This window comes from Thiomonas arsenitoxydans (assembly GCF_000253115.1).
In the GTDB taxonomy this organism is placed as follows: Bacteria; Pseudomonadota; Gammaproteobacteria; order Burkholderiales; family Burkholderiaceae_C; genus Thiomonas; species Thiomonas arsenitoxydans.
The window spans coordinates 476,494-489,597 of record NC_014145.1 but is presented as its reverse complement, the minus strand read 5'-3'; the positions used below and the strand labels follow the sequence as shown (position 1 = coordinate 489,597).

The following is a 13,104-nucleotide window of genomic DNA, read 5'->3' as shown; positions in this document are numbered from 1 at the left end:
CTTACGCTCTTGGAACTTCGGTATGACTCGCGTGGCCCACGCTCTTGAAGCCAGCATTGGTGTTGTCGCCAACCCCGTATCGGCGCGCGACATCCGGCGCATTGTGGCCAATGCCGGAAACCTGCAGATCACCGATAGGGTGAACATCGTGCTTCGACTGCTCAGCGCCGCAGCGTCCTGTGGCGTCAAGCGGGCCTGGATCATGCCCGACCGCGGTGGTATCCGCTCCCTTCTGGAGCGCCATATCAGGCGCGGCACCGATCACTCGCTGCCGGCCATCGAGTTCCTGGATATGCAGCCCACGTCCACGGTCGAGGACACGTTCACCGCGACCAGGCTTTTGCAGCGCATGGGCGTGTCGGCGATCGTGGTTCTGGGCGGCGACGGCACCCATCGCGCGGTGGCGCGCCAGCTCGTTGACGATAACAGTGCCGTGCCGATTGCCGGGTTGTCGACGGGCACGAACAACGCCTTTCCCGAGATGCGCGAGCCCACGATCACTGGGATGGCCGTCGGGCTTTTTGCCAGCGGGCGCATCGCGCGCGCCCAAGCGCTGGCACGCAACAAAGCGATAGAGGTGCGCATCGAAGATGCACGCGCAGGCACCCGGCGCGACATCGCTATCGTCGACGCAGCCATCACCCACGATCACAGCTTGGGTGCACGCGCGCTGTGGAAGACCAACTCTCTGGTTGCGCTGTATCTGGCCTTTGCCGATCCCCAGGCGATTGGATTGTCGGCAATCGGCGGCCTGTTGCAGCCCGTAGGGCGGCTGGAGTCCGGTGGCCTGGCGGTTCAGCTCGCGCACGGCGGACGCGAAGCCCTGCTGAGCCTGCACGCGCCGATTGCACCCGGCATGGTGCGCCCCGTGGACATTGCCAGCTGGCAGCGCATGGTCGCCGGCGAGGCTCTGCCGGTGCTGGCTGAAGCGGGCACCGTCGCCCTCGACGGCGAACGCGAACTCGGTTTCGAGCACGGCCAGCGTGTGGATATGACCCTTCGCGAGAACGCATTTTTCACCGTAGACGTCGCCCGGTGCATGGGCTTTGCCGCCAATGCACAGTTACTGCGCTACACCTCTTCGCTTAATCACTAAAAGGAGATCAACCATGGCAGGCAATCCTTTTCCCCAGTCCCGGGAGCAGCTGCTTCAGGCCTACCGCACCATGCGCACGATTCGCGAATTCGAGGACCGTCTGCATGTGGACTTCGGTCGGGGCGACATTCCCGGTTTCGTACACCTCTACGCCGGTGAAGAGGCGGCTGCGACCGGCGTCATGATGCATCTTGGCGACGGCGACCGCATTGCCAGCACGCACCGCGGTCACGGGCACTGCATCGCCAAGGGCGTTGACGTGATGGCGATGATGAAAGAGATCTATGGCAAGCAAGGAGGCGCCTGCAATGGCAAAGGTGGCTCTATGCACATTGCCGATCTTGACAAGGGCATGATGGGGGCTAATGGCATTGTGGGCGCCGGAGCTCCCCTGGCGTGCGGAGCGGCACTGGCTGCGAAATTCCGCGGCAAGTCCGAGGTGGCCGTGAGTTTCGTGGGCGATGGCGCCTCCAACCAGGGAACCTTTCTCGAAAGCCTGAACCTAGCCGCGGTGTGGAACCTGCCGGTGGTCTTCGTAGTCGAGAACAACGGCTATGCCGAGACCACCTCGCGCGACTACGGGGTAGCCGTGGACAGCTATGTGGACCGCGCGGCCGGCTTCGGGCTCCCGGGAGTGACGGTCGACGGCACGGATTTCTTCGCCGTGCACGAGTCTGCGGGCGAGATCATCCACCGGGCGCGCACGGGCGGCGGACCGGCTTTGCTGGAATGCAAAATGGTGCGCTTCTTCGGACACTTCGAAGGCGACGCGCAGACCTACCGGGGCCCCGGCGAGCTCGATGACATCCGTGCCAATCAGGACTGCCTTAAGAAATTCTCGGCGGCTCTCATCAGCGGCGGAGTAAGCACCGAGGAGGAGCTCAAGGCCATGGATCGCGAGATTGCCGCGCTCATCGAGCGCTCCGTGGCAGAGGCGAAGGCCGCACCGCTGCCCACCTTGGCCGATCTGACCACCGACGTTTACGTTGCCTATTAAGGAGAGCCACCATGGCACGCAAGATCAGCATGAAACAAGCCATCAACGAAGCACTCGACCAGGAGATGTCGCGATGTCGCGCGACCCCTCGGTGATCGTGTTGGGTGAAGACATCGTGGGCGCCGCCGGCGCGGACGGCGAGCGCGACGCCTGGGGCGGCGTGCTCGGTGTGACCAAGGGCCTTTACGCCAAGCACGGCGACCGCCTAATGGACACGCCCCTGTCGGAAAGCGCTTATGTCGGCGCCGCCATTGGTGCCGCTGCGTGCGGCATGCGGCCCGTGGCGGAACTCATGTTCATTGACTTCATGGGCGTGTGCTTCGACCAGATCTACAACCAGGCCGCCAAGTTCAGATACATGTTCGGGGGCAAGGCGCAGACCCCGGTGGTCATCCGCGCGATGGTGGGCGCAGGCATGCGCGCAGCAGCGCAGCACTCGCAAATGCTTACCCCGCTGTTCACCCACATTCCGGGACTCAAGGTGGTGTGTCCCAGCAGCCCATATGACACCAAGGGTTTGCTCATTCAATCGATTCGTGACAACGATCCCGTGATTTTCTGCGAGCACAAGAATCTCTACGGCGTGCAGGGCGAGGTGCCTGAAGCCAGCTATGTCATTCCCTTTGGCGAGGCAAACGTCGTGCGCGAGGGCAAGCATGCCAGCATCGTCACATACGGCCAGATGGTCCAGCGCGCCCTCGATGCAGCGACCACGCTTGCCCAAACCGGCATCGATTGCGAGGTCATCGACTTGCGCACGCTCAGTCCCCTTGATCTCGATACCGTCCTGGAAAGCGTCGAGAAAACCGGCCATCTGGTCTGCGTGGACGAGGCTTCACCTCGTTGCAGTATCGCGGCCGACGTTTCCGCGCAAGTGGTGCAGCATGCCTTCAAAGCACTGAAAGGGCCCATCGAGATGGTCACGCCACCGCATGTGCCTGTGCCATTCTCGCCAGTGCTAGAGGATCTGTACGTCCCGAGTGCGGCCCAGATTGCCGATGCTGTGAAACGCACGTTTGCCGGAGGGCACAACTGATGAGCACTACTCTCACTCCCATCATCATGCCCAAATGGGGCTTGGAAATGAAGGAAGGCACCATTACGGCGTGGCTGGTCGATGTTGGAGCGGTCATCGAGGTGGGCACACCGCTGATGGAAGTCGAGACCGACAAGATCTCCAACGCAGTGGAGGCGCCCGATCCCGGCCTCCTGCGCCGCAAGGTGGCGCAGGAGGGGCAGACCCTGCCAGTCAAGGCGCTCTTGGGCGTAATGGCCGATGCGGCTGTCAGCGAGGCCGAGATCGATACTTACGTCGCCAACTATGTGGTGCCCGCTGTCGCGACGAGCGAAGACGACGACCCGCCGCCTTACAGTTTCGCCGACATCGACGGCTTGCACGTGCGCTATGCGCGACGGGGTTTGGGCGACGGCGTGCCAGTGCTGTTCCTGCACGGTTTCGGCGGCGATCTCGACAACTGGCTGTTCAATCTCGACGTACTCGCCGAAGTGGCTCCAGTCATCGCGCTGGATCTGCCCGGGCACGGACAGTCCACTTCGAGGCTGCCAGGCACCGCACTTGCCGACCTAGCCAGCTTTGTCGTGCATTTTCTCGATGAACTGCACGTCGAGCGTGTACACGTGGTGGGGCATTCGATGGGCGGCGCAATCGCCTCACAGATGACCCTGGACTATCCCGGGCGGGTGGCATCGTTGGCGCTAATCAACAGCGCAGGGCTTGGCACCGAGATCAACGCGGGCTACACCGAAGGCTTCGTTGCCGCGACCTCGCGCCGCGAGCTCAAGCCCTTGGTCGAGCAGTTGTTTGCCAACCCAGAACTGGTCAGCCGCTCGTTGCTGGAGAACCTGCTCAAGTACAAGCGGCTGGACGGTGTGCCCGAGCTGCTGCAGGCCTTGAGCGCAGCTCAGTTCGGCTCAGGTCAGCAGGCCGAGCAGCCCGGTTTGCGCTTGGGCGGTGTCGGCAAACCCGTGCTTGTGGTCTGGGGCCGCGAGGATCGGATCATCCCCTCCTCCCACGCCGTGCACGCGCCTGCGGGCGCCACCGTGGAGGTTCTGGAAGGTGCCGGCCACATGACCATGATGGAGCGGGCCAACGAGATCAATGCGCTGCTCAAACGCCACGTCACCGGTTGACCAGGGCGCGGCACCCGAAGTGTGCGGCCCACCCACGCCCGGTGTGGCCATGGCCATGGCCGATGTGCAGGTGCCCAGGCTCGGCACAGCCTTGCCCCTGTTAAGCCCCCGCGCCTTCACGGTGCACGACACACCGCTGCTGCATGGAGTGGCCAGCGAAGCGCAATGGATGGCGGATACAGCCGCCACCGGACGTGCGCAGGTCCACCTGTGGAGCGCACCCGCTTCGCTAGTTGTGCCGCGCAGCTACGAGCGTCTTGCTCGCTGGGCCGCGGCATGCTCCACATCGGCGGCAGCTGGATGGCCCGTGCAAGTTCGAAGCTCGGGGGGAGGTGTTGTGCCGCAAGGCCCCGGCGTGCTCAACCTCAGCCTCACGTGGCCCAGCACGAGTGCGATACCCAAAGACACCGATGCCGTTTACCAAACTCTATGCCACCGCCTCGCTGTGGCCTTTGCGCAATGCGGCGTTCTTGTCGTGCCACAAGGCGTTAACGGCTCCTTCTGCGACGGCCGCTTCAACCTAGCGTTTGAAGGCCGCAAACTCGTGGGCACCGCGCAGTCGTGGCGCCGCATTGGGCATGCTCCGATAGTTCTGGCGCACGCTGTCATCCTCGTGGATTGCGATGCGCAGGAGCTGACGGCGCGCGCCAACGCGTTCGAGGCCGCCTCCGGAAGCGATCGGCGGTACCGTGCCGATGCGCTGACCAGCCTGGCCAAGGCATGGCGCGCCGCTCATCCAGGGGCGCAGGTGCCGAGCGACCTATCAAGCCAATGGGTGGGCGCGCTTGCCTATGCTCTTACGCAAGTAATCTGACGTTATGGGTCTACGCAAATTTATGCGGATGAGAGGTTGGGAGTTTTGGCGACAATGCCAATTTGAGCCGCATGCCGATCGGCGACTGAGCCATGGCAAACGATCTGCGCGCGGCGCCAATCTTGAATTTCAGCGCGCCTCAACCGGCTCACTGCAAACCCGGCGCATGGCTCAAATCAGTATCGCAAAAATGAAGCGTGGCGCTGTCGCGTCCGACTAGGCGACATCCGAAAAAACTCAAGCTTCGCTCAGCTCAGACTCATTGAAAAGAGGGGTTAGGCAAACGCATACATTGCGCTGACCGCAACCTCCTTTGCGGATGAGCCGGTGCACATACCCGCAGAGCTCGCCGTCAACACCTCGTCTCACGCCCGCTTGACCAGCGCGGTGACAAATCCGATCGGCACGGAAGTCTTCGGTTTGTGTTCGCACTCGCCCTGGAGCGCAGTCACCCAGTCGCCCGCATCGCTGAACTTCTGGAATCTGCTGCGTCTGGCGACCGCGGCAAAGTCTCCGGGCGTGACCCTGCCCGCGAGGTGCGCGATTGCCGCGCGCAGACCGCTGTGCGGTTCCGCAAGACTGGCCAAGGTGCAATGCCGACACAGCAGCTCCCAAGCTTGCTCGGCGCGCAAGGCCTCGAAGCGAACCTTGAGATCGAAACGCCGCAGCGCGGCCGGGTCGATGCCCTCCAGGAGATTGGTCGTTGCGATGAGCACGCCATCAAACGATTCCATCTGCGTGAGCAGTTCGTTGACCTGGCTGACCTCCCACGAAGCACGCGCCCGGCTTCTGTCCTGGAGGAAGCTGTCCACCTCGTCAATCAGCAGGACAGCGTCGTCTTCCTGCGCCTGGGCGAATGCCCGGGCGATCTGGCGCTCGGTCTCTCCCACCCATTTCGACAACAGATCGGACGCCCGCCGCACCAGCAGAGGCTTATCCAGTCGTTGCGCGAGATGATGGGCAAACGCTGTCTTGCCCGTCCCAGGAAGGCCGTGCAGCAGCAGCCTGGCCCCACCTGTCCCGCTGAGACCTTCGACAAGGCTATCGAGATCCGTATCGGCATGGACGCACGCCAGGTCATAGGCCTCAGGACAGGGCTGCGCGCCCTGAGACCGCAGCGCCCGGTGTCCCTGCGCACGCAGCGTGCCGTCGACGATCTGGACCAGGGTGTCGCTGGCGGACTTCGGATCGAGCGCATCCTTGAGCGTGCCGACTACGGCCGCTGCGCGCGTCAGCACTGCCGGGGCAAGATGCTCCGATTCGGCTAGGCGCTGCCGCGCCTGCGCGTCGGCAAGCATGTCGCAATGCGTTGCGATTAGTCGCTCCCGCACGCTGCGCGGCGGCACGGGCATCTCCAGCACCCAGTCGAAGCGACGAATGAACGCCGGATCGAGCGCCCTGACGTCATTGGTGAGCCATATCGTCGGCACGGGGTTGCTCTCCAGGATCTTGACGATCGCGCCCTTGTGCTTGTTGTGGAACACCTGTGCACCCAACAGCCGCGCCAGGCCCGCGCCGTCGGACTCGAACACGTCATCGACCTCGTCGAACAGGATCACCGCGTTCTGGGCGCGCAGAAAGCGCTGCGCGGCGCGGAAAGCGTTGAGGCGCTCGGTGCCTCGGATCGGGTCATCGTCGCTGTCGACGGTATTGACCTCGAACAAGGTCACATCCAGCGCCGCGCCGAGCGCCCTGGCCAATTCGGTCTTGCCAGTTCCGGGCGGGCCATAGGCCAAGATATTGACCCCACTTTTTTTCTGGGCGCGCGCCTTGGCCAGATAGCGGCGAATCAGATCAACCTGGCCGCCGAGGTGGGCATAGTCAGCCAGGCTCAGCGTGGGCCGCGCGCTAACGCTCACCCGGCTGCGCAGCAGATCGAACAGATCGACGTCGGCGCGCATCATCGCCAAGGCGAAGTCGCGCGACAGCAGGTCGAACGCGCCCATGAGATCGCGACTGCCGTCTCGGTCCAGGGTCATGAGCCCTTCGGGCTTATGTGCGGGAGACGCAGCGCGGCATTAGCAGCCCGCCGAGCGTGATCCACTACGCGTACCTGCGCTGGCTGTACACCCAAGGCGAGCATGAGCCGCGTGACAAGGAATTCCTGCTTTCTGGCTGGCTGATCAGACAGAAGGCATTGTTCTCCCGCCGTGCGCCGGGCCGTACCTGTATCGATGCGCTGCGCAGCGGCATCGAGATCGGCCAACCGGCGCAGAATGACAGCAAAGGCTGTGGTGGCGTAATGCGCGTCGTGCCGATCGGCATGTTGTTCCACGCGCTGACCCATAGCAACCCTTCCCTCCGATCAGAAAACCTCGCACGCGCGTTCGACCTGGGCTGCGAAGCTGCAGCGCTGACGCATGGACATCCCACGGGATTCCTGACTGCTGGCGTGATGGCCGCCCTGGTCTTTGATCTCCTCGACGGAAATGATCTTGCGGCGGCGATTGATCGGGTCACGCCTTTGCTGACGCGCAAGGAGCGGCACGAAGAAACACGCGTTGCCCTGGAACGGGCGCTATCCGCACAGGCCGTGTCATCGGGCTGCGCAGACGGAGCGGTTCTCCCCTCTGTGTCCCGAGAGCAGCGCCCGCGCCGCGGCGATCACGGCACCGGGCTGATCGCGGTGCGGGCTGTGGCCGCAATCGGGCAGTTCGAGTAACTGCGTCTGCGGTAACCGGCGCGCGATGCCGCGAATCTGCTCCAGCGTGCCGTATTCGTCATCGAGTCCCTGCACCGCCAGCAGCGGGCAGTGGATGGTGGCGATGTCATTTTCGATCGACCAGTCGCGAAAGCGCGGATCGAGCCAGATGCAGTTCCACCCCCAGAAGGCGGAATCCGAGTCGTCGTGGTAGCGCGCCAGCTTGCCGCGCAGGTCGGTCTGTTCGTACGCCTCACGCGCGGCGGCGATGCTGTCAACCGAGATCTGCTCCACTAAGATATGCGGTGCCAGCACGACGGCGCCCGCCACGGCGTCGGGAAAGCGCGCGGCGTGCAGGAGGGCGATGGAGCCGCCGTCGCTGTGCCCGAACAGCCAATACGGCGCGGCGACGCCCAACGCCCGCAGCAATGCGGGCAACACCTGCTCGGCCTGGCGATGCATGAAGTCCGGGTCCCACAGTTCGTTCGGCGGACGCGGTGTCGACCGGCCGTAGCCCGGGCGGCTGTAGATGAGCCCTCGGCAACCTACCGCCTCGCAGAGTTGACACGGAAAGTTCTTCCACATCGCCACCGATCCGAGACCCTCGTGCAAGAAGACGAGCAACGGCCTGTCACCCTCGGCACCGACCCACCGCACCTCGATGTCGACTGGGCGGCCGTCCCAGTCGATCCGCACGCGCTGATCGGCAGCGGCCACTGTGGAATGATCACCCTGCACGCGTCACCTCCGCGTCACGCAGCTTGAAGCGCTGGATCTTCCCGGTCGCCGTCTTGGGCAGTTCATCGACGAATTCGATCAGTCGAGGATATTTGTAAGGCGCCAGACGTTCCTTGACGAAGGCCTTGAGCGTCGCCTCGTCCGCCCGCTGCCCCGACTTGAAGACCACGAAGGCCTTGGTACGGGTCAGGCCATTTGCGTCAGCGACACCGATGACCGCGGCCTCCAGCACTGCCGGATGCTGAGCCAGTGTGGTCTCTATTTCGATGGGCGAGACGTAGATGCCGCTTACCTTTAGCATGTCGTCGCTGCGACCGGCGTAGGTGTAGCTGCCGTCTGTGTTGCGGATGTACTTATCACCGCTGCGCGTCCAGGTCCCCTGGAACGTCTCGCGCGACTTAGCGCGGTTGCCCCAGTACATCAGCGCGCTCGACGGCCCCTGGATGTAAAGGTCCCCTGGTTCGCCGTCGGGTACCGGCCCACCGTCGTCGGCGTGTAGCATGACTTCGTAGCCGTCCACCGGCCAGCCGGTGGTGCCGTACCGGATGCGATCGGGGCGGTTGGACAGGAAAATGTGCAGCATCTCCGTGGAGCCGATGCCGTCGACGATGTCCGCCCCGAAATGCGCCTTGAAGCGACGACCCAGCTCCGCGGGCAAGGCCTCACCCGCCGAGGACGCGAGCCGCAGCGCCACCGCTTCGCGGTCGGGCAGGTCAGGGTGCGCCAGCATGCCCGCATAGCCCGTGGGTGCGCAGAAGAACACAGTGGGCTTCAGGCCGCAGACGCTGCCGATCCAGCGCATGAAAATCGCCTCTGGCGTGGGGCGATCGGCCATCAGCAGCACTGTGGCGCCGACACCGAGCGGGAACGTGATGGCGTTGCCCAAGCCGTAGGCGAAGAACAGCTTGGCGGCGGAAAAGCACACATCGTCCTCGCACAGACCGAGTACCGCCTTGCCGTAGAGCTCAATGGTCCAGTACGGGTTGGCCTGCGAATGCACCGCACCCTTGGGCCGTCCGGTGGATCCGGACGAATAAAGCCAGAAGGCGGGATCGTCGGGCCCGGTCCCCGCAGGTTTGCGCTTTGGTGCATGCCCCTGGATGAAGGCATCGAACGCCACTTCGGACGGATGCAGCGGTGCCTGCGGGCGGGATACCACGACTTTGCTTACCTCGTGATCGGCCTTGACCATCGCCGCATTGAGCGTGGCAAGCAGCGCGCCGGATACCAGCACCGCCTGCGCCCGCGAATGTTCGAGCATGTAGGCATAGTCGTCTGCTGTGAGCAGGGTGTTCACGGCGACGGGAACCAGCCCCGCGTAGATGGCACCGAGAAAGGCCACCGGCCAGTCGCAGCAGTCCTGCATCAGCAGTAGCACCCGCTCCTCGCGTTTGATGCCCAACGCATGCAGCGCCGCGGCCATCTGACGCACCCGGGTGTCCAGTTCGGCATAGGTAAGCGAAGCATGATCGTCCACATAGGCCAGCTTGTCGGGACGCCCCGCGTTGCAGGCCAGCAGGTGTTCCGCGATATTGAAGCGATCGCCCCAGGGGGGCGCGGGCAGTGCTGCGGTCATGGGTTGTCTCCTCCTCGTACTTGTCTTGTGTCAGGCCGACAGCGGCAGCGCGTCGAGCACGCTGGTCGCGGCCTGGATGGCGGTATGGCGGTGATAGAAGCGCAGCGCCCGCAGACCACCGAGTTCCTCGCCGCCTCCGGCGCGGCCGGGGCCACCATGCAACGATTGCGGCATCACATTGCCGTGCCCAGTCTGGGTTGCAGCCACGTCGGGGCTGATCACATGCACCCGGCCATGATGGCTCGCTAGGTCGGCGGCCGCTGCCGCCATCGCCACGTTGTCCGTACCGTAGACCGAAGCCACCAGCGAGCCTTCGCCACGCCGGGCGAGCGCCAGCGCGTGTTCCATGTCTCTGTAGGGCACCAGTGTGGCCAGCGGGCCGAACACCTCGGTGTCATGCACAAGATGCGCTGCATCGCTGCCCGCGGCGTCGCGCGTGCCGAGCAGGGTCGGCGCGACGCAGCAGGAGCGCTCGGGGTCTGCATCGATCAGCGGGCGCGAGCCGCCGTCGAACAGCACTTCGGTCTGGTTGCGCAGCAGCGCCAAGCCCTCCAGCACCGAGGCCTTCTGCGCCGTGCTCACCAATGCACCCATGCGCACGTCGGCGTTCCGGGGATTGCCGACCGTCGTCTTCTCAAGCCGCGCGCCGATGGCCGCGGCGGCCTCGCCGTACGTCGCGGCAGGAACTAGCACCCGTCGGATGGCTGTGCATTTCTGCCCGCTCTTGACGGTCATTTCGAGCGCCACTTCCTTGGCCAGCAGGGCTAGTGCCTGGGCGTCCCGGCCGGGCAGCAGCAAGGCGGAGTTGAGGCTGTCGGCCTCGATGTTCACCCGCACCGACCGACGAGTCACCGCCGGGTGCGAGCGGATGACCGCCGCGGATTCCGCCGAGCCGGTGAACGACACCACGTCGAACGGCTCCAGCGCATCCATCAGCCCGGCCGAACTGCCGCACACGATGGACAGGGTGCCCGGCGGCAGCACGCCCGCTGCGGCCACGTCGGCCACCATGCGCTGCGTGAGCCAGGCCGTCGCCGTGGCCGGCTTGACCACGACCGGCACGCCTGAAAGCAGTGCGGGCGCCGCCTTTTCCCAGAGACCCCAGGAGGGGAAATTGAAGGCGTTGATGAGCAGGGCCAACCCAGGCGTCGGCGCGAACACGTGGCGAGCCTGGAAGATGCCGTTGCGGCTGAGACCTTCCGCCTCGCCGTCGGCCATTAGGGAGCCAGCATCGAGCGTTGCGCCGAGCTTTGCGTAGACGCCGAGGGTGTAGACGGCGCCGTCGACGTCGACGCTGGTGTCGTTGGAGACCGTGCCGCTGTTGGCAGTAGAAATGGCAAAGTAGTCGTCGCGGTTCACCTTGATCACATCGGCCACGGCGCGCAGCAGCCCGGCACGTTCGGCGTAGCTCATGGCCCGCAGTTCGGCACCGCCGGTCTGGCGCGCAAAGGTGAAACCCGCGGGCAGGTCCAGCCCGCCCGCATCGACGCGCACCAGTTCGTCACCGAGCACGGGGTCGAACAATGGTGTGCCCCTGCCAGCCCCGGTCTGCCACCGGTCGCCGAGCAGATTGGGGAGCAGTTCGCTCATGCGCGTGCCTCCCCCGCCGGAGTGAAAGAGATGGCGCCTTCCGGAAGCAGGTAGAGCACTAGGGCGCTGCCGCCGCTCACCGTGGGGCAATGCGCGCTGCCGGGACCGTACACCAGCCAGCCGGAAGGATGCGCATCGAAACGCGCGGAGCCGTCCCGCGGGAGGATCAGGTCGATCTCACCATTCGGGTGGCTGTGGTGCGGGCCTACCACATCAGCCATCTCCACCACATCGACGGAGAATCCGTGCAGCGCGACTTCGGGCTTGAACACGCGACCGTAGCGGATGCCGCCGCCCTCGCGCTGGCATAGCCAGCCTTCCGCCACGCCGGCTTCACAGGTGCGCTGCAGGTCGGCAAAAGCCGCTGTGTCGGGGCCGAACTCCTGGTTCAGCCAATCCTGCAGCCTAGTATCGAGCGGCTGGCCGGAGATGCGCTCGGTGATCTTGGCAATCTGTCGATGCAGATCGGCAGCTTCCATCTGTCGCCTCCTTGACGACGCGGCTTGTCGCCACGCCGAATGTGCAGTATTGTGCGTTGAAACTATAGAAACCGATTTCACTGATGTCAAGCAATATATTGCAGCTTCCCCGTGAGGGATCTCCCGAAGATGCCGCCGCCCGGGCCACCCATGGGGACGCGCGCCACCCCTTCCTGATCGCACTCGGAGAGCGGGTGCGCGCCCTGCGCGCGCGCCGCGGCCTGACGCGCAAGGCCGTGGCCATCGCCTCGGACGTTTCGGAGCGCCACCTCGCCAACCTGGAAAGCGGAGTGGGAAACGCGTCCATTCTGGTCCTGCTGCAGGTCGCCCAGGCGCTGCAATGCAGTCTGGCCGAGTTGATCGGAGACGTGACCACCTCCTCGCCGGAATGGCTGCTGCTGCGCGAGCTGCTCGAACACCGGGACGAAGCGACCCTGCATCGGGTGCGCGCCGCCGTGGGCGAGATGCTCGGCACCGGTGGCGACAACGCAGGCCGCAGTTCGCGCGTCGCCCTCATCGGACTGCGCGGCGCAGGCAAATCCACCCTCGGGCAGATGCTGGCGGAAGACCTGGGATTTCCCTTCGTGGAACTGAGCCGCGAGATTGAGCAGTTCGCCGGCTGCAGCATCGCCGAGATCCAGTCGCTCTACGGCATGAACGCCTATCGGCGCTACGAGCGGCGGGCGCTGGAGGAGGCCATCCAGATTCATTCCGAGGCGGTCATCGCCACGCCCGGCGGCCTTGTGTCCGATCCGTCCACCTTCAACCTGTTGCTGGCCCACTGCACAACGGTCTGGCTGCAAGCCAGCCCGGAAGACCACATGAGGCGCGTCGTCGCCCAGGGCGACCTGCGCCCAATGGCAGCGAGCGACGAGGCCATGAAGGATTTGAAGAGCATCCTGGCCGGCCGCGCCGCCTTCTATTCCAAGGCGGAATTTCAGGTGAACACCAGTACGCAGCCGCTGGATCAGACCTTCCTGCTGCTTCGACAGACCGTGCGCGACGCCCTGAATCTAGGGTAA

At 64.8% G+C, this 13,104-nt stretch carries 10 protein-coding genes and 2 pseudogenes; 7 read left to right on the top strand and 5 right to left on the bottom strand.

Annotation, left to right across the window (positions count from 1 at the left end; genetic code table 11):
- Nucleotides 1-22 precede the first annotated feature (22 nt).
- From THI_RS02265 to THI_RS02245, 5 genes and pseudogenes are all read left to right on the top strand, one after another.
- A complete protein-coding gene (locus THI_RS02265) occupies nucleotides 23-1,096 on the top strand; it encodes an ATP-NAD kinase family protein (protein WP_013104605.1) in 1,074 nt (357 codons plus the stop codon).
- A 13-nt stretch (nucleotides 1,097-1,109) separates the two neighbouring features.
- Entirely contained in the window at nucleotides 1,110-2,093 is a 984-nt protein-coding gene (locus THI_RS02260) for a thiamine pyrophosphate-dependent dehydrogenase E1 component subunit alpha (RefSeq protein ID WP_013104604.1), read from the top strand.
- 11 nt (nucleotides 2,094-2,104) lie between these two features.
- Nucleotides 2,105-3,129 (top strand): annotated as a pseudogene (locus THI_RS02255) (alpha-ketoacid dehydrogenase subunit beta).
- Nucleotides 3,129-4,244: an acetoin dehydrogenase dihydrolipoyllysine-residue acetyltransferase subunit gene (locus tag THI_RS02250; RefSeq protein ID WP_013104602.1), complete on the top strand. Its 1,116-nt coding sequence runs from the start codon at nucleotides 3,129-3,131 to the stop codon at nucleotides 4,242-4,244. The pseudogene THI_RS02255 and the gene THI_RS02250 overlap by 1 nt, the downstream one beginning before the upstream one ends.
- Nucleotides 4,213-5,058, top strand: coding sequence for a lipoyl protein ligase domain-containing protein (locus THI_RS02245; protein WP_141130669.1), 846 nt, complete (start codon nucleotides 4,213-4,215; stop codon nucleotides 5,056-5,058). Before THI_RS02250 ends, THI_RS02245 begins: the two co-directional genes overlap by 32 nt.
- 365 nt (nucleotides 5,059-5,423) lie before the next feature.
- Here the strand turns inward: THI_RS02245 and THI_RS02240 are convergent, their stop codons facing one another.
- Nucleotides 5,424-7,037 (bottom strand): AAA family ATPase, encoded by a 1,614-nt coding sequence (locus tag THI_RS02240; RefSeq protein WP_013104599.1) that lies wholly within the window; start codon nucleotides 7,035-7,037, stop codon nucleotides 5,424-5,426.
- A 17-nt stretch (nucleotides 7,038-7,054) separates the two neighbouring features.
- On the opposite strand from THI_RS02240, the pseudogene THI_RS19230 reads away from it, so the two are divergent.
- Nucleotides 7,055-7,633: pseudogene (locus THI_RS19230) on the top strand (ADP-ribosylglycohydrolase family protein); the annotation flags it as partial.
- On the opposite strand, the gene THI_RS02225 reads toward THI_RS19230, so the two are convergent.
- The 4 genes from THI_RS02225 to THI_RS02210 are packed head-to-tail and all read right to left on the bottom strand — an operon-like array spanning nucleotide 7,595 to nucleotide 12,082.
- Nucleotides 7,595-8,437, bottom strand: coding sequence for an alpha/beta fold hydrolase (locus THI_RS02225; RefSeq protein WP_013104596.1), 843 nt, complete (start codon nucleotides 8,435-8,437; stop codon nucleotides 7,595-7,597). The pseudogene THI_RS19230 and the gene THI_RS02225 sit on opposite strands and share 39 nt — an antisense overlap.
- The gene (locus THI_RS02220) at nucleotides 8,427-10,013 is read right to left on the bottom strand and encodes a benzoate-CoA ligase family protein (RefSeq protein WP_013104595.1); all 1,587 of its coding nucleotides are present in this window, start codon (nucleotides 10,011-10,013) and stop codon (nucleotides 8,427-8,429) included. The genes THI_RS02225 and THI_RS02220 overlap by 11 nt, the downstream gene beginning before the upstream one ends.
- 30 nt (nucleotides 10,014-10,043) lie before the next feature.
- Nucleotides 10,044-11,603: a 3,4-dehydroadipyl-CoA semialdehyde dehydrogenase gene (locus THI_RS02215; protein WP_013104594.1), complete on the bottom strand. Its 1,560-nt coding sequence runs from the start codon at nucleotides 11,601-11,603 to the stop codon at nucleotides 10,044-10,046.
- Nucleotides 11,600-12,082: a 4-hydroxylaminobenzoate lyase gene (locus tag THI_RS02210; protein WP_013104593.1), complete on the bottom strand. Its 483-nt coding sequence runs from the start codon at nucleotides 12,080-12,082 to the stop codon at nucleotides 11,600-11,602. Before THI_RS02210 ends, THI_RS02215 begins: the two co-directional genes overlap by 4 nt.
- A gap of 83 nt (nucleotides 12,083-12,165) precedes the next feature.
- Between THI_RS02210 and THI_RS02205 the strand changes: the two genes are divergently transcribed.
- Nucleotides 12,166-13,104: a helix-turn-helix transcriptional regulator gene (locus THI_RS02205; RefSeq protein WP_013104592.1), complete on the top strand. Its 939-nt coding sequence runs from the start codon at nucleotides 12,166-12,168 to the stop codon at nucleotides 13,102-13,104.

What these genes read in the sequence shown, in the direction of transcription:
- THI_RS02240 (WP_013104599.1), bottom strand. Translation starts at nt 7,037, where the DNA reads ATGACCCTGGACCGAGACGGCAGTCGCGATCTCATGGGCGCGTTCGAC.
- THI_RS02220 (WP_013104595.1), bottom strand. Translation starts at nt 10,013, where the DNA reads ATGACCGCAGCACTGCCCGCGCCCCCCTGGGGCGATCGCTTCAATATC.
- THI_RS02245 (WP_141130669.1), top strand. Translation starts at nt 4,213, where the DNA reads ATGCGCTGCTCAAACGCCACGTCACCGGTTGACCAGGGCGCGGCACCC.
- THI_RS02205 (WP_013104592.1), top strand. Translation starts at nt 12,166, where the DNA reads ATGTCAAGCAATATATTGCAGCTTCCCCGTGAGGGATCTCCCGAAGAT.
- THI_RS02215 (WP_013104594.1), bottom strand. Translation starts at nt 11,603, where the DNA reads ATGAGCGAACTGCTCCCCAATCTGCTCGGCGACCGGTGGCAGACCGGG.
- THI_RS02260 (WP_013104604.1), top strand. Translation starts at nt 1,110, where the DNA reads ATGGCAGGCAATCCTTTTCCCCAGTCCCGGGAGCAGCTGCTTCAGGCC.
- THI_RS02210 (WP_013104593.1), bottom strand. Translation starts at nt 12,082, where the DNA reads ATGGAAGCTGCCGATCTGCATCGACAGATTGCCAAGATCACCGAGCGC.
- THI_RS02265 (WP_013104605.1), top strand. Translation starts at nt 23, where the DNA reads ATGACTCGCGTGGCCCACGCTCTTGAAGCCAGCATTGGTGTTGTCGCC.
- THI_RS02250 (WP_013104602.1), top strand. Translation starts at nt 3,129, where the DNA reads ATGAGCACTACTCTCACTCCCATCATCATGCCCAAATGGGGCTTGGAA.